This is a genomic window from Pseudomonas sp. CHM02 (assembly GCF_000612585.1).
GTDB lineage: Bacteria > Pseudomonadota > Gammaproteobacteria > Pseudomonadales > Pseudomonadaceae > Aquipseudomonas.
This window is the reverse complement of record NZ_JFCA01000032.1, coordinates 21,524-37,759: the sequence shown is the minus strand read 5'-3', so window position 1 is coordinate 37,759 and position 16,236 is coordinate 21,524. Positions and strand designations below refer to the sequence as shown.

Below are 16,236 nucleotides of genomic sequence, written 5' to 3'. Positions count from 1 at the left end.
GCTTTGGGCATATTGGGCGCCACGGTCGCTGCCGGCCGCAAATAATAAAGTCTTGTCACGGGATATACCACCATGGAACTTCGCCATTTACGTTATTTCATCATGGTGGCTGAAGAGCGACATTTCACCCGTGCCGCCGCGCGCCTGAACATGCAGCAACCGCCCCTCAGCCAACAGATCCGTGCCCTCGAAACCGAGTTGGGCTTCGACCTGTTCAAGCGCCATCCCAAGGGGGTCGACCTGACCGCCGGCGGCCTGGTGTTTCTCGACGAGGCGCGGGTCATCCTCGCCCGGGTCGAACAGGGCTCCCTCAAGGCGTCCCGCGCTGCACAGGGCATCGAAGGCACGCTGGTGATCGGCTTCACCAGCTCCGCCGCCGCCCACCCGCTGATCCCACGGATCATCCGCGCCTACCGCGAGCGCTACCCCGGCGTGGAACTGTCGATCAACGAAGGCAGCGCCCGCGAGGTGACCGAGGACAGCATCGAAAAACGCCTCGACATCGGCATCCTCCGCGCGCCGGTCAGCACCCACCAGAGCCTGACCTTTCACCGCCTGCTCAATGAAGAAATGCTGCTGACCCTGCCCATCGGCCATCCCCTGTTGAACACACCCGGTAGCGCCATCCCCCTTATCGCCCTCAAGGATGAACGTTTCATCCTCGTACGTCGCCCCGGCGCGCCGGGCATGTACGCCAACCTGATCAAAGCCTGCCAGAACGCCGGTTTCGAGCCGAAAATCGCTTTTGAAGTGGAGCGCATGCTCACCAACGTCAGCCTGGTGGCCGCCGGCGAAGGCATCTCGGTGGTGCCGGCATCAATGCGCGATGTGCACCGTGAAAGCGTGGTGTATTGCCGGATCAAGGACGCGCGCCCCAAGCTGCTCGCACCGATTACGCTGGTGCGACGCACGTTCAATCCGTCGGCGCCGTTGCAGAATTTTATCGGGTTGGCGCGGGAGCTGGGTGGGGTGTATCGCAAGGGAACAGGATGACATCCTCGCCAAGAGCCTGACCGTACGCGGGTTTATCCAGACCGAGTTCGTCGATCAGCAACAGGACACGTTCTTGAAAGAGGCCGCACAGTGGATCGCCGACGGCAAACTCAAATGGCGCGAAGACATTGTCGACGGACTCGAACAGGCACCCGAAGCATTTATCGGACTGCTGGAGGGGCGCAACTTCGGCAAGTTGATCGTGCGCCTCAATCCACGATAAACAACCTCGCCCCGACACTCGTCGAAGAGCGATGGCCTTCCATGTCATTGCCCACCTGGTAACTCATTCCGGCCGTGAGGGTGAACTGGCGGCCGTCTTCCAGCTCCGTGTGCAACTCGCCTTCGAGGCACAACAGAATGTGCCCGCGCCAGCACCAGTGATCCGCCAGGTAGCCGGGGGTGTATTCGACCATGCGCACGCGGGTGGTGCCGAAGTGGCCGGTACGCCATAACGCATTGCCGGTCACGCCAGGGTGAGAAACCGGTTCGACCGTGGACCAGTCGGTGGTGCCAAAGGGGACAGCGTTCAGATCCATGATGGGCTCAGTGATGGTTTGCAGGGCTTGAGGCTATCCACCTGGTGCGGCAGCCGATAGACACAGATCAAGCGCTTTTGTGGGATACAGTATCCTGTCCGCACTGCGCTCACGGATACGCTTATGCAGATCGACCCCACCTACGTCCTTCACGAAACCGAACACTGGCTGCTCAACCATCACCTGGCGTCCGCACTACCCGGTTACCTGATGCTGGGTGCCAAGGCACCGATCCATTCCCTGGCGGACATGCCGGAAGCGGCGCTGGCCGAGCTGGGCGGGTTGCTGGCAAAGACCCAGCGGGTGATGGAGGCGCAACTTGAGCCGAAGTGGCTGTACATCAGCCGCTATGGGCACATGCCGGGCTTCCCGCTGCATTTTCATTTCATCCCGGTGTATGACTGGGTGGAGGACGCGTTCTGGCGGGATGAGCGCTATCGGCGGCTGCAAGGTTTTGGCGCGCAGGGCCAGGCGCAGGCATTGACCGATGGCGCGGAACTGACGCTGTTTGTGTGGCGGGAGTTTGGGGAAAGCCCTACGCCGCCGCCGGTTCAGGGAGAATCCCTGCAGCAGGTGATCGCGCGATTGCGCGCTGCGTTCAGACCGGAGTGAAAAGCCCAGCTTAAAACAGATCCCCTGTAGGAGCCGGCTTGCCGGCGATGGCGGTCCGTCATGCAGCCTCGTTGCTGCTGACACGACGCTATCGCCGGCAAGCCGGCTCCACAGGGGTGTGGTATCAGCAGGTGAGGTGTTTGGTCATTGGGACACAGGCCAACTGCAAACCCGACGGCGAATGGTAAATCGCCTGCTCATCGCCCACATACCCACAGGCCCGATAGAAACTCGCCGCATTCAACGTCGCATCCAGCACCAGGGTTTCAATCGCCTGTTCCCGCGCAACGCTCTCCAGGTGATCGAGCATCGCCTTGCCATATCCGCGCCCGGTGAACCCAGGCAACACAAACAATGCGCCGACTTCGTTGTTGTCCGGATCAAGCATGCCGGTGGCCACCGGTTCTCCCTGCACCCACCCCAGGTAAAACGGTTTGTCCATCAGCGCGCTGTAGCCGTCTTCGGCTCTACCCCGCGTCCACAGCAGCATTTGCGCCTGCGTGTAGGCGCCGATGCACTGGCTGCGAATGGCCTGCAAACGGATGTCGAATGCCACTTGGGCATGTTCCTGGTTGGCGCGTTTGATCTCCAGCATGTGTAACTCCTTCCATGAAATCATCGTGCCATTAGCACACTTGTGCTAATCGACCCCTCTTCCCTGCGGCGCTATATTCCCCGGCACTTCCAACGCTGCCCAGACACCGCGCATTCATTGCGCGAGGGGTCGTTGTGCGCTGGAAAAACCATAACAACCCCAAGGAAGAATCACCATGAAACTGCAAGCCTCTGTTACCCGCCTTACCCTGCTCGGCGCCCTGATCATCGGCGTCGCCGGCTGCAGCAATGTCAAACCCAGCGAAGACCACCTCAAGACCTTGTCGGAAACCAACCTGGGCGAGCCGGTCAAGCGTATCTCCAACGTGCGCAGCGACTCGATGACCACCTACTACATCGCCAGCGCCGCCTCCGGCGACTACAACTGCTCCGTACCCAGTGGCGCCAGCGGTGGTTTGTTCACGGTGGCGAGCTTTGGCCTGATGAAGCCCGCCGCCTACTGCCAGCCCAAGGGCGCACGGGGCAACGCGCTGCAGGGCTTCACCCAGTAACCGTCTCCTGGCTCAAGTCCCGCAGGGTGCCGCGCAGTTCAGCGGGACGCACGGGCTTGGAGAGAATGGCGATCTGACGGTCGTACAGCGCGGCCTGGATTTTCTCCACATCGTGCCCGGTGAGGATCAGCGCCGGGACCGCCCAGCCGCGTTGTTCACGCAGGGCATCGATGCATTCGATACCGGTGGCGTGGTTCCCCAGGTCGTAGTCGGCAACGATGATGTCGCAGTCGCTGACCAGATCACGGCCCGAGGATTCGGCCTGCACTTCGCAACCCCAGCGCTCGAGCAGGGCCTGGGTGGCGAGCAGTACGTTGTGATCATCTTCTACCAGGCACACTTTCAAACCGGTCAACAAGCCGGCCTGCCGGGTGTCGTCGCGTGGAGCCATGGTGCGTGGCGCAGTGGCCAGGGTCAGGCCGTACAGGCTTACGCAAGTGCCGTGGCCAACCCGTGAACGCAGGCTCACTTGCACGCCCATCAACTGCCCCAGGCGCTTGACGATGGACAGCCCCAGGCCCACGCCTTCGACGTCTTTGTCACGCAGGTGGCGTACCCGATAGAACTCTTCGAAGACCTTTGACAGATGCTCCTCGGCAATCCCCCGCCCTCGGTCGTAAATCTCCACCGCCAGGCCACCGTCGCGAATGCGCACGCCGATCAGCACCGGACGTTGCGCGCCGTATTTGAAGCAGTTGGACAGCACGTTCTGCACCATCGTCGCCAACAGCGCCGGGTCGACCAGCGCCCAGTGCGCGCAAGGCCGCAGGCGCAGTTCCACGCCGGCCCAGCGCGCGGCTTCGGCGTTCTGGCGCACCAGGTCGGCAAGGAACTCGCCCAGGTGCACCGCCTGGTATTTAGGCAACAGGCGGCCGTTGTCGAGGGTGTAGAGGTCGAGAATCGAGCGGAACAATTGCGACACGTTCAGCAGCGAACGGTCGATGTTGTCGACCAGGCGCCGCTCTTCATCGCCCAGCCGGGCTTCGCGCAGGCAGGCAGTGAACAGGCCGATGGAGTGGATGGGCTGGCGCAGGTCATGGCTGGCCTGGGCGAGGAATCGGGATTTTTCCAGGTTGGCGGCGATGGCCTGCTCGGAGGCCTTGCGCGTGCGCTCCAGCAGGATATGCGCGTACACCGGGATCACCGTGCTGGTGATCATCAGCATCAGCACCATGAAGGGTTGCGCCTGCCACACCGGCGTGAGCCGATACACCACCAACAGCGCCAGCAACGCCAATGCCGTGGCAATCGCCAGGTAGCGCGAGCCGTAGCGCATGCCATTGCCGAGGTTGACCCACACCATCACCGCATACAGCGGCAACGCCGCTTCGCCGCCGACCACCATGCCGAACGAGGTGCCGGTGTAGTCGTGGAGCATGCCGAAGATCCGTCGCGCCGGGTAATGCCCGGGCCATCGCGCGATCACCTGGCGCAGCGCGATGGAAACCAGCAGGAACAGCACGATATACAGGATCACTGGCAGGTAGGTGTCTATCGACTGTCCGGGCAGGAAGCCCAGCGCGCCGATGTACACGATAGCGATGGTGGCCACCACAATGCGCAGGTTGGCCTGGTCGAGTTCGGAGTTGGTCTCAAGACTCATGGGTTACGTCCTTGTGCGGCAATCAACAAATCCATCATGCGCCCCAGGCAGGCCTTGGGCGCGGTGGTAAGGTAGCATGCCACGGCACAACCTTGCCCCAGGGAGGAGCACCCCATGACCGGCCGCATCATCATTGCCGACGACCACCCGATGTTTCGCGAAGGCATGCTGCGCACCGTGCAGCGCCTGCTGCCGGACGCCCTGGTGCAGGAAGCCGGCGACCTCGACGGCGTGCTCGCATTGATCCGCCAGGACGGTGACATCGACACCCTGATCCTCGACCTGCGTTTCCCCGGCCTGACCTGCATGAGCCAATTGGCGGAACTGCGTCAGCAATTGCGGCGCACCACCTTGATCGTGGTGTCGATGGTGGACGACCCCGCGCTGATCGATCAGGTCATGGCCCTGGGCGCGGACGGTTTCATCGGCAAGAACATCGCCCCCGACGAGATCGGCCAGGCGCTGCAGGCCATCCGCGAAGGTGAAGTGCTGGTCAAGTTCACCCCTTCCGGGCTGCTGCCGCTGGACACCCACACCCTCACCGCCCGACAACAGGACGTGTTGCGCCTGATCGCCCAGGGCAAGACCAACAAGGAAATCGCCAAGGCCCTGGATATCTCGCCGTTTACCGTGCGCATCCATGTGTCGTCGCTGTTGCGCACCCTGGATGTGCCCTCGCGCGCGGCGGCCGCGGTGAAGTATTCCGGGGAGTTCTAGGCGTTTTCATCGCCGGGGCGGGTGAAGGAATAGCGGTCGATATCGGTGCGCAGCGTCCAGCCCTGGCCCTGCCAATAATGGGCGGCGCGGGTGTTGGTCTTGAACACGTCGAGGTGGCATTTGTGAATGCCCAGTTGCGCCAGCACGTCGAGGCAACGTTGCGTCAGCGCCTGGGCGATGCCCTGGCGGCGATAGTCCGGCAGTACCAGCAGGTGCTGTAGGTAACCGCGACGTCCGTCATGGCCGCACATCACGCAAGCGGTCAATCGACCTTCGGCTTCGGCGACGAAACTCATGCCGGGGTTGCGTGCCAGGTAGCGCTCGGTGGCCTCGCGGGAGTCGGCGTCGCGCAGGGAGATGCCGGGGGTGTTTTGCATGAGGCCGAGAACGGCGTCGTAGTCGGCTGGGGTCATGATGCGGATGTTGGGCATGGAGATCAGAAACCTTTGAAGTCAGACGTCGTTTGACGCCACTTTTTCCTTACCTTGTCCAAACGTTCATAAATCAGGGCAAAGTTGAATTGTTGCAAGGAGGCGCGCCCATGCGCCAAGGCATTTCGATTGACGTATAGGTCTCGTAGGTCGAATAGATAGTTTTTGAAATAGCTATCGCGACCTAGCGCCGCTTGCCAGGCGTCAATGATGCTTGCAAAAGAAATATGACCATCGTTACGGTTCAGACGTTGAAACCGCTGATAGTGGCTGCTCGCGCTATTGCCCTCTGCGCTTCGCCACGCACAGTCCCTGCGGATCCCCCCTTCACACGCCGCAAGCAACGCCAATGACGCAAATGCTTCATGCTCATCCTCTTTGCGGCGCACGAAGTCTTTCCATTCCCTTTCACTCATGAACATGATTTGGTCGAGCGTCTCTTTCGAGATGTGTTGCGAATTAGCCCCATCCGCTATTCGCTTGAGATGCCGCAGCCCGTCCAGACTGACGAAGTACCAGTTTCTCGCTTCATCGATAGTGGGAAAACGCTCTGTCATCAGCATTTATTCCCCGACAATCGATTCAAACAGCCGTACCAGACCTGTGTTGTCAAAATCAAACCCGTTCCTGGCACCAACGCCGGGGTAAACCCGCCACGCCCATTCGCGTTCGTAAGCAGGCCGGCCGTCGTCAACAGAGGCGTTCTCAGGTGGCTGGGCAATCAATTTTACCCTTGCGCCGCGGCCCGTCTCTTCCACATCAACCCTACCAAACCCGCCAATGATCACACTGGCAACTGGCGTGAATTGCACCACGCCGGTTGGCATTTGAACACGCAGCCCCGAGGCGCTGTAGGCGCCCAGGGTTTCTTCTGAAATAGGATGAGTCGTGGATGCAAAAGCAGACGGATCAAGGCCAGCATCAATCAACGATTGACGGATATACGAAAAAAGCTGGTCAAGCTCATCAAGCCAGCGTTTCTTGCGAGCTTCCCAATCAACATGCCGCTCCTGGGACTGCTTTTTTGCCTGCTGCTCGCTGATGAATCGTTTCAAATCGGTCATGAGAAATCTCCTTGGGTGAAGCCTACTCCAATTGGCATTGCGTCAGTAACCGTCATTAAGTAACGGCATGCTTTGGGTCTGCATCGCTCCGCTCTGCATCCGATATTTATGCTCACTTCCCAGCTTAATAATATTTTATTAATAACCGCCCTCCCCCTAGCCTTGAGGTCATGCCAACGCTGAATCCAACTGCATTACGCAAGGACAGAGACATGACTGAAGCAATAACAAAAACAGACACCCTGGTGGTGGGCGCCGGTCAGGCTGGCGTGGCCATGAGCGAGCATCTGAGCAAGCAAGGCGTGCCACATCTGGTGCTCGAACGCAGCCGCATCGCCGAGCGCTGGCGCACCGGGCGCTGGGATTCGCTGGTGGCCAACGGGCCGGCCTGGCATGACCGCTTTCCCGGCCTGGAATTCGATACGGTCGCGCCGGATGGCTTTGCGCCAAAAGAACGCGTGGCCGATTACTTTGAAGCCTATGCCCGCAAGTTCAATGCGCCGATCCGTACCGGTGTTGACGTGCTGTCCGTGGTCCGCAATATCGGCCGTCCCGGTTTCACCGTGCACACCAGCGAAGGCGTGATCGAAGCCAACCGTGTGGTGGCCGCGACCGGGCCGTTCCAGAAGCCGGTGATTCCGGCCATCGCGCCCAAAGACACCGCGCTGCATCAGATCCACTCCGCCGATTATCGCAATCCTGCGCAATTGCCAGCCGGCGCCGTGCTGGTGGTGGGTGCCGGTTCGTCCGGTGTGCAGATCGCCGATGAATTGCAGCGCTCCGGACGCCAGGTTTACCTGTCGGTCGGCGCGCACGACCGCCCGCCCCGTGCCTACCGCAACCGCGACTTCTGCTGGTGGCTGGGTGTGCTGGGCGAATGGGACCAAGCGGCGATGAAGCCCGGCCGCGAGCACGTGACCATTGCGGTCAGTGGCGCACACGGCGGCAAGACCATCGATTTCCGTGAACTGGCCCAGCAAGGCATGACCCTGGTCGGCCTGACCCAAGCGTTCAATGGCAACGTCGCCACGTTCCAGCCGAACCTGGTGGAAAACCTCGCACGCGGCGATGAGAACTACCTGGCCTTGCTGGACGCAGCCGATGCCTACATCGAGCGTAACGGCCTTGACCTGCCGCTGGAGCCCGAAGCCCGTCGCGTGTTCCCCGATGCGGATTGCATCAAGAACCCGGTCCTGGAGCTGGACCTGGCCAAAGCCGGCGTCACCACGATCATCTGGGCCACGGGCTTTGCGGTCGACTACAGCTGGCTGAAAGTCGCGGCCTTCGACGCCACTGGCAAGCCCCAGCATCAGCGCGGCGTGTCCAGCGAAGCCGGGATCTACTTCCTGGGCTTGCCGTGGCAGTCCCGCCGAGGATCGTCGTTTATCTGGGGTGTCTGGCACGACGCCAAGTACGTCGCCGACCACATCGCCATCCAGCGTCAATACCTTGAATACCGCGAAGCCGCCCCGGTGACTCGCCCATCCCCTGTCAGCGCCTGATCACCTTATTGCCGGAGTTTTTTTGATGCCTACTCACACTCGCATCCGCATGTTCAACACCAAGGAAACCTACCCCAACCAGAGCCTGGACAACGACCTGTGCCAGGCCGTACGCGCCGGCAACACCGTGTATGTGCGCGGCCAGGTCGGCACCGATTTCGAGGGTAACCTGATCGGCCTTGGCGACCCGCGCGCCCAGGCTGAACAAGCGATGAAAAACGTCAAGCAACTGCTGGAAGAAGCCGGCAGCGACCTGAGCCATATCGTCAAGACCACCACTTACCTGATCGACCCGCGCTACCGCGAGCCGGTGTACCAGGAAGTCGGCAAGTGGCTCAAGGGCGTGTTCCCGATCTCCACCGGGCTGGTGGTGTCGGCCCTCGGCCAGCCGCAGTGGTTGATGGAAATCGATGTGATCGCTGTTATTCCCGAGTAAGGAGCCGCACATGACCTTTTCAATCGTCGGCCGTTGCGCCGACACCGGCCAATTGGGCATCGCCATCAGCTCATCGAGCATTGCCGTGGGCGCCCGCTGCCCGTGGCTGCGGCCGGGTGTGGGTGCGGTGTCGACCCAGAACATCACGTTGCCGGCCCTGGGCCCGGACGTGCTCGACCTGCTGGAACAAGGCCTTGCCCCCGCCGATGCGATCGACAAGGCCTTGACCCGCAACGGCTACAGCCAGTACCGGCAACTGACGGCGATTGATCACCTGGGGCGCAGCGTGCATTTCAGCGGCAGTGAAACCCTCGGCACCCACAATGCGGTGTCGGGCGAACAGTGCGTGGCGGCGGGCAACATGCTCGCCGACCGCGCAGTGATCGAGGCCATGGTCAGCGCCTTCGAGCAAGCTGAAGGCCAGTTGGCGGATCAGTTGCTGGCGGCGATGCACGCCGCGATTGCCGCCGGAGGCGAAGCCGGCCCGGTGCATTCCGCCGCACTGGTGGTGGTGGGCGAGCTGACCTGGCCGATCATCAACCTGCGCGTGGATTGGGCCGATGAACAACCGATCCTTGCGCTGCAAAAACTCTGGGACGCCTATCGCCCGCAAGTTCAGGACTACATTGATCGCGCCCTCGCCCCGGATCGCTCACCCGGCTACGGCGTGGCCGGAGACGACCGATGAGCACCAGCCGCGAACTGCTGCAAACGCTGGTGGGGTTCGACACCACCAGCCGCGAGTCCAACCTGCAACTGATCGAGTTTGTGCGTGATTACCTGGCGGGATTTGGCGTGGCCTGCGAGCGGGTCTACAACGCGGAGCGCAGCAAGGCCAACTTGTTTGCCAGCATTGGCCCGGTGGAATTACCGGGCATTGTGCTGTCCGGCCATACCGATGTGGTGCCGGTGGACGGCCAACCCTGGACCGTGCCGCCGTTCGAGTTGAGCGAACGCGACGGCAAGCTGTTTGGCCGCGGCACTGCCGACATGAAGGGCTATATCGCCTGTGTGTTGGCGCTGGTGCCGGCGTTGGTCGAGGCACCGCTGCGGATGCCGGTGCATATCGCCCTGTCGTATGACGAAGAAGTCGGTTGCCTGGGTGTGCGTTCGCTGCTTGCGGTACTGGAGCAACGCCCGGTCAAACCGATGCTGTGCATCATTGGCGAACCCACCGAACTCAAGCCGGTGCTCGGCCACAAGGGCAAGTTGGCGATGCGTTGCGACGTGCATGGCGAGGCGTGTCACTCGGCGTATGCGCCATACGGGGTGAACGCGATTGAACACGCCGCGGAGTTGATCGGCGAGCTGGGACGCATCGGGCAGCGGTTGCGGGACACCCAGGACCCGCGGTTTGATCCACCCTTCAGCACGGTCCAGACCGGAGTGATCAGCGGCGGCAAGGCATTGAATATCGTGCCGGCGGATTGCCGGTTTGATTTCGAAGTGCGTGCGCTGCCCTCACAGGATCCAGCCGAGGTGGCTGACGAACTGAAGGCCTACGCCGAGCAGCAGGTGTTGCCGCGCATGCAGGCCGTCAGTGCGCAGAGTACGATCCGCTTTACCGAATTGTCGGCGTATCCCGGCCTGGTCACGGATGAGCGCAGCCAGGCAGCAGCGTTGATTGCCGCGTTTTCCGGTTCGCGGGATTTCGGCACGGTGGCGTTTGGTACCGAAGGCGGCTTGTTCGATGCCGCGGGCATTCCCACAGTGGTGTGCGGACCGGGGAGCATGGACCAGGGGCATAAGCCAGATGAGTTTGTCAGCCTGGAGCAACTGGCGGGGTGCGATGCCATGCTGGGGCGGATGCTGGACTCGATTCGCATGTAGTCCACCGTACCCTTGGAGGAGCCGGCTTGCCGGCGATGGCAATATGTCAGCTTATTGATGCAGTGCCTGATGCGCCGCTATCGCCGGCAAGCCGGCGCCTACAGGGGATTGGTGTCAGCCGAGCAAGCGGGCGAGCTCTTCGCGGCAGTAGTCGACGAAGAGCTGCACGGGCTTGGTCAACGGCGCCCGCCGCAACCACACCGCCGACAAGCCTGAACCCGTCACCGTTTCTGCCAACGGTACACACACCACTTTCTGGCCGTCATAGGTGTACTCGGTAAACGGCTTGGTCACCAGAATCGAAAACCCGAATCCTCGCCCAACCATCCCCCGCACCATCTCGATGGACGGCGAGCTGAACACGATATTCGGCGTCAACCCGCGTTCTTCGAAGATGCTCACGAAGTAGGTGCGGCTCGGCAGCACGTCGAGCAAAATCATCGGTTCCAGCACCAGATCCGCCAGCGACACCTTGGCCTGCTGCGCAAAGCGGTGGTCCGCCGGCAACAGCGCATACGGCTGCTGTGGCGGCATCAATGGCGTGGTCTCGATGGTGCCGCCCAGGTCGTGCTCAAAGAGCATGGCCACATCGATACTGCCGGCCGTCAGCGCCTGCACCAGCTCTTGCTGCTCGCCATCGCGAATCCGGATTTCCACCCCCGGCCAGCGCGCCTTGAAGCCGGCGATCAAGCGCGGCAGGTACAGCGGCGCCACGGTTTCAAAGCAGCCGATATCGATCTGCCCCGCCACCACATCATTGTCCGCCAGAGCGTTCTGCTCGAACTCATGGGCCACCCGCAGCAGCTCCAGCGCCTTGCGATAGAAGCGTGCGCCGCTGGGAGTGAGCGACACACCCTGGGCGTGATGACGGATAAACAGCTGCACACCGAAGCTGTCTTCCAGTTGCTTGATGGCCGTGGACACCGACGGCTGCGCGATATACAGCTTGCGCGAGGCCTCGGCGACGCTGCCGCATTCGGCCGTGGTGACGAAATATCTGAGTTGGCGCAGGTTGTAGGCAGCCATCGAGGCCTCCAGAAACGTGGGACTTCGCCCGCAAGACAGGTGTAGGCAACATACCGGAGCGCGTCGAAGCGCGAGCTATATTTTTTAAGGTCTATAGCAACAAACTTACTAATTTACCTCCCCGCGCCCATTGCAGATGATCACTCCAACAACAAAGCGCCGCGCAGGTGGCGCACAGCGAAGTACGTCAACGTACTCACCTTGCCTTGGAGCTCGTCATGGTTACCACTGCAACATCCTCCGCCCCGCTTATCGAAAAACACACGATTGGATACGTGCCCCCGGAAGATCGCCATGGAAAGGTAAGAGACCTGTTCACCCTGTGGTTCGGCGGCAACATTGCGCCGCTGCCGATCGTCACCGGTGCGCTGGGTGTGCAACTGTTCCACCTCAACCTGGTGTGGGGCATCGTCGCCATCCTTGTCGGCCATCTGGTCGGCGGCGTGTTGATGGCGCTGCACTCGGCCCAGGGCCCACAGATGGGCATCCCGCAAATGATCCAGAGCCGCGCCCAGTTCGGCTCCCTCGGCGCCCTGCTGGTGGTGGTGATTGCCGGCGTCATGTACGTGGGGTTCTTTGCGTCCAACATCGTGCTGGCGGGTAAATCCCTGCATGGCGTGGTCGACGCCGTGCCCGTGCCAGTGGGCATCGTGATCGGCGCCATCGGCTCCGGGATCATCGGCATCATCGGCTACCGCTTCATCCACGTGCTAAACCGCATCGGCACCTGGGTGCTCGGCGCCGGGATCGTGCTGGGGTTTGGCTATATTTTTACTCACGTGCAGACCACCGACTTCCTGACCCGCGGTGAATTCAACATCTCCGGTTGGCTGGCAACCGTGTCCCTGGCTGCGCTGTGGCAAATCGCATTCGCCCCTTACGTGTCCGACTACTCCCGCTACCTGCCGGCAGACGTGCCGGTCGCATCCACGTTCTGGACCACCTACCTCGGCTCGGCCCTGGGCTCCAGCCTGTCGTTCATCTTCGGCGCCGTCGCCGTCCTCGCCACGCCCGTCGGCATGGACACCATGGACGCAGTCAAACTCGCCACCGGCGCGATCGGCCCATTGATGCTGGTGCTGTTCCTGCTCAGCGTGATCAGCCACAACGCTCTCAACCTGTACGGTGCGGTGCTGTCGATCATCCCCCTGGTACAGACCTTTGCGTACCGCTGGATCCCCACGGCCAAAAGCCGCGCAGTGATCTCGATCCTGGTGCTGGCGGCCTGCGCCATTGCGGCGGTGTTTGCCTCGAAAGACTTCATCGGCCACTTCGTCGACATGGTGCTGGTGTTGCTGGTGGTCCTGGTGCCGTGGACGGCGATCAACCTGATCGACTTCTACGCGATCCACAAAGGGCAGTACGACATCGCCTCGATCTTCCGCGTGGATGGCGGGATCTACGGGCGCTACAACCCACAGGCGCTGCTGGCGTATGCCGTGGGGATTGTGGTGCAGATTCCGTTCATGAACACGCCGCTGTACGTCGGTCCGATTTCAGAACACATCAACGGGGCGGATTTGTCCTGGGTGGTGGGGTTGGTGGTGACGTCGCCGTTGTATTTCTGGTTGGCGAGTCGAGACAGTGCGTATAAGCGCCGGATGGAGGGAGGGAAGTTGGTGGGTGAGGTTTGATCCGCCGGCTGTGGCTTGATCTGAGTTGAGCGGTGAAGGAAACCCGCTTTGGCGGGTTTTCCGGTTTCTGTGCTTGCACCCTGGCCCCTGGAGCGAGCTTGCTCACGCCTACAGGGGATAGCGTTTCAGTGCCAGACACGTGATGTTTCTTTATGATGGGGCCTTTCGCTTAATGCCTCAGGAAAGACCATGCCCGCCCTCACCTTCCGCAACGCCCTCCCCGCCGATGCAGCCCGGTGCTTTGACATCGAAATCAGCGCCTACGAAGGCGACGAAGCCGCAACCCTGGAGAAGATCGCCACGCGTATTGCGCAGTACCCGCAAGGCTTTTTGCTCCTGGAGGCGGATGGCGAGGTGGTGGGCTTTGTCAACTGCGGCTGCGCCCATGAGGTGGTGATGTCGGACGAGGCGTTCAAGGAGTTGGTGGGCCACTCGGCCGAAGCGCCGAATGTGGTGATCATGTCGGTTGTGGTCGACCCGGCCCATCAGGGCAAGGGCTATTCCAGGCTGCTGATGACCGAGTTCGTGCAGCGCATGCGCGGGATGGGCAAGCAGACGATTCATTTGATGTGCAAGGAGCGGCATGTGCCGCTGTACGAGCGCATGGGCTATGACTATGTGCGACCTTCGCCATCGGATCACGGTGGCATGGCGTGGCATGAGATGGTCATGGCGCTCTGAAGATGATCCTGCCGCCAATTGAAATCAGCGACCAACCCAACGCCGAAGCCGAGCGCATCCTCGGCAGCGGGCTGGCGGCGTTCAACGAAGGCATCACCGGCTACAACGATCGCCGGCCGCTGATGGTGCTGATCAAAGACCCCGGAACGGATCGGATCGTCGGCGGCATCACCGGAAAAACCACGCTGGGCATGGCCTTCCTCGATCTCTTCCACCTGCCCGAACACCTGCGCGGTTCGGGCCTGGGCAGCCAACTGCTGCAAGCCTTCGAAAACGAGGCCCGACGTCGCGGTTGTCGCAATGCGGTGCTTTATACCCTGAGCTTCCAGGCGCCAGGGTTCTATGCGAAGCACGGGTGGGTGAAGTTCGGTGAAGTGCCCTGCCAACCTGAGGGCAGCAGCCGGGTGTTTCTGTCTAAACAGCTGTGATCGTCAGCACTTTGCCAAACAATCGGTTCTCGACGAGGGTCGATGATTTCTACGACCCTCACAGCCCCGATAGCAAACCAATATCATTTGCACGCAGCCCGACGCTTTGCTTTAATCGCGACCAATTCTTATTTACACGCTTTTTTGAGCTGGACGGGCAGTGTGTCGACCTCTTTTACCCACCTCTACGGCACCCATCACAGCTGGCTGCTCGGCCTGCTGCGCCGGCGTCTGAACGACCGTTGGGATGCCGCCGACCTGGCCCATGACACGTTTATCCGGATTCTCAACCGCCCGCCAGCCGAGACCGACCCCGTACGCCAACGCTCCTACCTGGCCACCATCGCCCGTGGGCTGTGCATCGACCATTGGCGCCGGCGCCAGCTCGAACGCGCGTGGCTGCAAACCCTGGCCGAACGGCCGGAAGCGCTGCAACCGTCGCCGGAGCAACGGGCGATCATCGTCGAGACGCTGGTCGAGGTGGACGCCATGCTCGCGCGCCTGCCGAAGAAGGTCAGCGAAGCGTTCCTGCTCGCCCAGCTGCATGGACTGCCCTACAAGCAGATCGCCGAGCAGCTTGGCGTGGGCGAACGCATGGTCAAGAAGTACATGGCCCAGGCCCTGCTGCACTGCGCGATCCTCGAAGCGGAACTCGACGGGATGCTCGTGCAATGAATACCCCCGGCAAGCTCAGCCACGCCAGCCTTGAGCAGGCCGCGCAATGGTATGTGCGCCTGCAGGACCAGGGCAGCGCCCTCGAACAACTGCGCTGGCAAGCCTGGGTCGCGCAAAACCCTGAACACTTGGCCGCCTGGCAGTACGTGCAGCGGGTGAGCCAGCGCTTTGCCCCGCTGCAGGAACAAGCCCATGGCGCCAGCCGCGCCTTGCGCAGTTCGCGGCGCCAGACGCTCAAGACGCTGCTGGTGCTGTGCGGCGGCTCGGCGTTGGCCTGGGGCAGCTGGCGCAACACCGCCCTGCCCCGGCTGGTGGGCGGCTGGAACGCAGACTACGCGACCACCAGCGGCGAGACCCGCGATGCGTTGCTGGCCGATGGCAGCCATGTGTGGCTGAACGCGTTGAGCGCGCTGGATGTGCGTTTTGATGCGACGCAACGCTTGCTGCATCTGCGCTTTGGCGAGGTGTTGATCGACACGGCCAAGGATGCCAGCCGGCCGTTCCTGGTCGATACCGAACACGGGCGCATGCAGGCGCTGGGCACCCGCTTCAGCGTCCTGCACGGCGACGATCACACCCAACTCAATGTCTTCGAAGGCCGGGTGCAGGTCACCACCCAGGACCGGCATGTGCGCATCATCGACGCAGGCCAGCAAGCGTCCTTCACCCGCGACGGCTTCAAGCCCACTGCAGCGGCCTCGCCGGCGCGGGAGGCCTGGAGCCGTGGCGTGCTGTTGGCGGACAACTTGCCACTTGGGCAGTTGATCGCCGAACTCGACCGTTATCGGCCGGGCCACCTGGGGTGTGACCCGGCGGTGGCGCAGTTACCAGTGATGGGTTCGTTCCCGCTCAAAGACAGTGATCATGCACTGTACCTTTTGCAGGCAGCGCTGCCGATTCGGGTCGACCGTCCGTTGCCATGGTGGGTATCGGTCGGCCCTCGGTAAAAAAACTCACAC

The 16,236-nt window shown here is 61.9% G+C and carries 20 protein-coding genes and 1 pseudogene; 14 read left to right on the top strand and 7 right to left on the bottom strand.

The features are described from left to right. Positions 1 to 72: 72 nt before the first annotated feature. Positions 73 to 993 carry a LysR substrate-binding domain-containing protein gene (locus tag BM70_RS0119260; protein WP_025857494.1) on the top strand — a complete coding sequence of 307 codons (921 nt, stop codon included), beginning with the start codon at positions 73 to 75 and terminating at the stop codon, positions 991 to 993. After that, a pseudogene (locus BM70_RS0119255) lies at positions 992 to 1,216 on the top strand (zinc-binding dehydrogenase); the annotation flags it as partial. The gene BM70_RS0119260 and the pseudogene BM70_RS0119255, both read left to right, overlap by 2 nt. Here BM70_RS0119255 and BM70_RS0119250 read toward each other — a convergent pair. Continuing rightward, complete coding sequence (locus tag BM70_RS0119250; RefSeq protein ID WP_025857492.1) at positions 1,203 to 1,532, bottom strand: DHCW motif cupin fold protein; 330 nt, start codon at positions 1,530 to 1,532, stop codon at positions 1,203 to 1,205. The pseudogene BM70_RS0119255 and the gene BM70_RS0119250 overlap by 14 nt on opposite strands. Before the next feature lie 123 nt (positions 1,533 to 1,655). Here BM70_RS0119250 and BM70_RS0119245 point away from each other — a divergent pair, with 123 nt between their 5' ends. Then, the gene (locus tag BM70_RS0119245; RefSeq protein WP_025857491.1) at positions 1,656 to 2,144 is read left to right on the top strand and encodes an HIT family protein; all 489 of its coding nucleotides are present in this window, start codon (positions 1,656 to 1,658) and stop codon (positions 2,142 to 2,144) included. Positions 2,145 to 2,268: 124 nt separating this feature from the next. On the opposite strand, the gene BM70_RS0119240 is transcribed toward BM70_RS0119245, so the two are convergent. Next, positions 2,269 to 2,739, bottom strand: coding sequence for a GNAT family N-acetyltransferase (locus BM70_RS0119240; RefSeq protein ID WP_025857490.1), 471 nt, complete (start codon positions 2,737 to 2,739; stop codon positions 2,269 to 2,271). A 175-nt stretch (positions 2,740 to 2,914) separates the two neighbouring features. On the opposite strand from BM70_RS0119240, the gene BM70_RS0119235 reads away from it, so the two are divergent. Further along, entirely contained in the window at positions 2,915 to 3,250 is a 336-nt protein-coding gene (locus tag BM70_RS0119235) for a hypothetical protein (protein WP_025857489.1), read from the top strand. Here BM70_RS0119235 and BM70_RS0119230 read toward each other — a convergent pair. Next, entirely contained in the window at positions 3,240 to 4,853 is a 1,614-nt protein-coding gene (locus BM70_RS0119230; RefSeq protein WP_025857488.1) for a hybrid sensor histidine kinase/response regulator, read from the bottom strand. The genes BM70_RS0119235 and BM70_RS0119230 overlap by 11 nt on opposite strands. A 114-nt stretch (positions 4,854 to 4,967) precedes the next feature. On the opposite strand from BM70_RS0119230, the gene BM70_RS0119225 reads away from it, so the two are divergent. Then, positions 4,968 to 5,570, top strand: coding sequence for a response regulator transcription factor (locus BM70_RS0119225; RefSeq protein WP_025857487.1), 603 nt, complete (start codon positions 4,968 to 4,970; stop codon positions 5,568 to 5,570). On the opposite strand, the gene BM70_RS0119220 is transcribed toward BM70_RS0119225, so the two are convergent. Genes BM70_RS0119220 through BM70_RS0119210 form a run of 3 tightly spaced genes read right to left on the bottom strand, consistent with a single transcriptional unit; the run spans position 5,567 to position 7,065 of the window. Further along, on the bottom strand, positions 5,567 to 6,001 hold the full coding sequence (locus tag BM70_RS0119220) for a GNAT family N-acetyltransferase (RefSeq protein WP_025857486.1): 435 nt from the start codon (positions 5,999 to 6,001) through the stop codon (positions 5,567 to 5,569). The two genes, BM70_RS0119225 and BM70_RS0119220, sit on opposite strands and share 4 nt — an antisense overlap. 5 nt (positions 6,002 to 6,006) lie before the next feature. Then, complete coding sequence (locus tag BM70_RS0119215; protein WP_155952174.1) at positions 6,007 to 6,558, bottom strand: hypothetical protein; 552 nt, start codon at positions 6,556 to 6,558, stop codon at positions 6,007 to 6,009. A 6-nt stretch (positions 6,559 to 6,564) separates the two neighbouring features. Beyond that, entirely contained in the window at positions 6,565 to 7,065 is a 501-nt protein-coding gene (locus BM70_RS0119210; RefSeq protein WP_025857484.1) for a hypothetical protein, read from the bottom strand. A 170-nt stretch (positions 7,066 to 7,235) separates the two neighbouring features. On the opposite strand from BM70_RS0119210, the gene BM70_RS0119205 reads away from it, so the two are divergent. From BM70_RS0119205 to argE, 4 genes are read left to right on the top strand one after another with little or no spacing between them, the layout of a single operon-like run. Continuing rightward, positions 7,236 to 8,567, top strand: a complete 1,332-nt coding sequence (locus BM70_RS0119205; RefSeq protein WP_371262168.1) for a flavin-containing monooxygenase — start codon at positions 7,236 to 7,238, stop codon at positions 8,565 to 8,567. 25 nt (positions 8,568 to 8,592) lie between these two features. Then, positions 8,593 to 9,003: a RidA family protein gene (locus BM70_RS0119200; protein ID WP_016969085.1), complete on the top strand. Its 411-nt coding sequence runs from the start codon at positions 8,593 to 8,595 to the stop codon at positions 9,001 to 9,003. Positions 9,004 to 9,013: 10 nt separating this feature from the next. Continuing rightward, positions 9,014 to 9,691, top strand: coding sequence for a DUF1028 domain-containing protein (locus BM70_RS0119195; protein WP_025857482.1), 678 nt, complete (start codon positions 9,014 to 9,016; stop codon positions 9,689 to 9,691). Then, positions 9,688 to 10,833 carry an acetylornithine deacetylase gene (gene argE, locus BM70_RS0119190; protein WP_025857481.1) on the top strand — a complete coding sequence of 382 codons (1,146 nt, stop codon included), beginning with the start codon at positions 9,688 to 9,690 and terminating at the stop codon, positions 10,831 to 10,833. The genes BM70_RS0119195 and argE overlap by 4 nt, the downstream gene beginning before the upstream one ends. Positions 10,834 to 10,947: 114 nt before the next feature. Here argE and BM70_RS0119185 read toward each other — a convergent pair whose 3' ends face one another. Beyond that, on the bottom strand, positions 10,948 to 11,859 hold the full coding sequence (locus tag BM70_RS0119185) for a LysR substrate-binding domain-containing protein (protein WP_025857480.1): 912 nt from the start codon (positions 11,857 to 11,859) through the stop codon (positions 10,948 to 10,950). A 218-nt stretch (positions 11,860 to 12,077) separates the two neighbouring features. Here BM70_RS0119185 and BM70_RS0119180 point away from each other — a divergent pair, with 218 nt between their 5' ends. The 5 genes from BM70_RS0119180 (at position 12,078) to BM70_RS0119160 (ending at position 16,224) form a co-directional block, all read left to right on the top strand. Then, positions 12,078 to 13,493 carry a cytosine permease gene (locus BM70_RS0119180; RefSeq protein WP_025857479.1) on the top strand — a complete coding sequence of 472 codons (1,416 nt, stop codon included), beginning with the start codon at positions 12,078 to 12,080 and terminating at the stop codon, positions 13,491 to 13,493. 189 nt (positions 13,494 to 13,682) lie between these two features. Next, positions 13,683 to 14,174, top strand: a complete 492-nt coding sequence (locus BM70_RS0119175; RefSeq protein WP_025857478.1) for a GNAT family N-acetyltransferase — start codon at positions 13,683 to 13,685, stop codon at positions 14,172 to 14,174. A gap of 2 nt (positions 14,175 to 14,176) precedes the next feature. After that, positions 14,177 to 14,602, top strand: a complete 426-nt coding sequence (locus tag BM70_RS0119170; RefSeq protein WP_025857477.1) for a GNAT family N-acetyltransferase — start codon at positions 14,177 to 14,179, stop codon at positions 14,600 to 14,602. Positions 14,603 to 14,764: 162 nt separating this feature from the next. Continuing rightward, complete coding sequence (locus tag BM70_RS0119165; RefSeq protein WP_043274295.1) at positions 14,765 to 15,277, top strand: sigma-70 family RNA polymerase sigma factor; 513 nt, start codon at positions 14,765 to 14,767, stop codon at positions 15,275 to 15,277. Next, a complete protein-coding gene (locus BM70_RS0119160) occupies positions 15,274 to 16,224 on the top strand; it encodes a FecR domain-containing protein (protein ID WP_025857475.1) in 951 nt (316 codons plus the stop codon). The genes BM70_RS0119165 and BM70_RS0119160 overlap by 4 nt, the downstream gene beginning before the upstream one ends. Positions 16,225 to 16,236: the final 12 nt, after the last annotated feature.

Excerpts from the sequence above, each read along its gene's own strand:
- BM70_RS0119260 (WP_025857494.1), top strand. The coding sequence starts at position 73 with ATGGAACTTCGCCATTTACGTTATTTCATCATGGTGGCTGAAGAGCGA.
- BM70_RS0119250 (WP_025857492.1), bottom strand. The coding sequence starts at position 1,532 with ATGGATCTGAACGCTGTCCCCTTTGGCACCACCGACTGGTCCACGGTC.
- BM70_RS0119245 (WP_025857491.1), top strand. The coding sequence starts at position 1,656 with ATGCAGATCGACCCCACCTACGTCCTTCACGAAACCGAACACTGGCTG.
- BM70_RS0119240 (WP_025857490.1), bottom strand. The coding sequence starts at position 2,739 with ATGCTGGAGATCAAACGCGCCAACCAGGAACATGCCCAAGTGGCATTC.
- BM70_RS0119235 (WP_025857489.1), top strand. The coding sequence starts at position 2,915 with ATGAAACTGCAAGCCTCTGTTACCCGCCTTACCCTGCTCGGCGCCCTG.
- BM70_RS0119230 (WP_025857488.1), bottom strand. The coding sequence starts at position 4,853 with ATGAGTCTTGAGACCAACTCCGAACTCGACCAGGCCAACCTGCGCATT.
- BM70_RS0119225 (WP_025857487.1), top strand. The coding sequence starts at position 4,968 with ATGACCGGCCGCATCATCATTGCCGACGACCACCCGATGTTTCGCGAA.
- BM70_RS0119220 (WP_025857486.1), bottom strand. The coding sequence starts at position 6,001 with ATGCCCAACATCCGCATCATGACCCCAGCCGACTACGACGCCGTTCTC.
- BM70_RS0119215 (WP_155952174.1), bottom strand. The coding sequence starts at position 6,558 with ATGACAGAGCGTTTTCCCACTATCGATGAAGCGAGAAACTGGTACTTC.
- BM70_RS0119210 (WP_025857484.1), bottom strand. The coding sequence starts at position 7,065 with ATGACCGATTTGAAACGATTCATCAGCGAGCAGCAGGCAAAAAAGCAG.
- BM70_RS0119205 (WP_371262168.1), top strand. The coding sequence starts at position 7,236 with ATGCCAACGCTGAATCCAACTGCATTACGCAAGGACAGAGACATGACT.
- BM70_RS0119200 (WP_016969085.1), top strand. The coding sequence starts at position 8,593 with ATGCCTACTCACACTCGCATCCGCATGTTCAACACCAAGGAAACCTAC.
- BM70_RS0119195 (WP_025857482.1), top strand. The coding sequence starts at position 9,014 with ATGACCTTTTCAATCGTCGGCCGTTGCGCCGACACCGGCCAATTGGGC.
- argE (WP_025857481.1), top strand. The coding sequence starts at position 9,688 with ATGAGCACCAGCCGCGAACTGCTGCAAACGCTGGTGGGGTTCGACACC.
- BM70_RS0119185 (WP_025857480.1), bottom strand. The coding sequence starts at position 11,859 with ATGGCTGCCTACAACCTGCGCCAACTCAGATATTTCGTCACCACGGCC.
- BM70_RS0119180 (WP_025857479.1), top strand. The coding sequence starts at position 12,078 with ATGGTTACCACTGCAACATCCTCCGCCCCGCTTATCGAAAAACACACG.
- BM70_RS0119175 (WP_025857478.1), top strand. The coding sequence starts at position 13,683 with ATGCCCGCCCTCACCTTCCGCAACGCCCTCCCCGCCGATGCAGCCCGG.
- BM70_RS0119170 (WP_025857477.1), top strand. The coding sequence starts at position 14,177 with ATGATCCTGCCGCCAATTGAAATCAGCGACCAACCCAACGCCGAAGCC.
- BM70_RS0119160 (WP_025857475.1), top strand. The coding sequence starts at position 15,274 with ATGAATACCCCCGGCAAGCTCAGCCACGCCAGCCTTGAGCAGGCCGCG.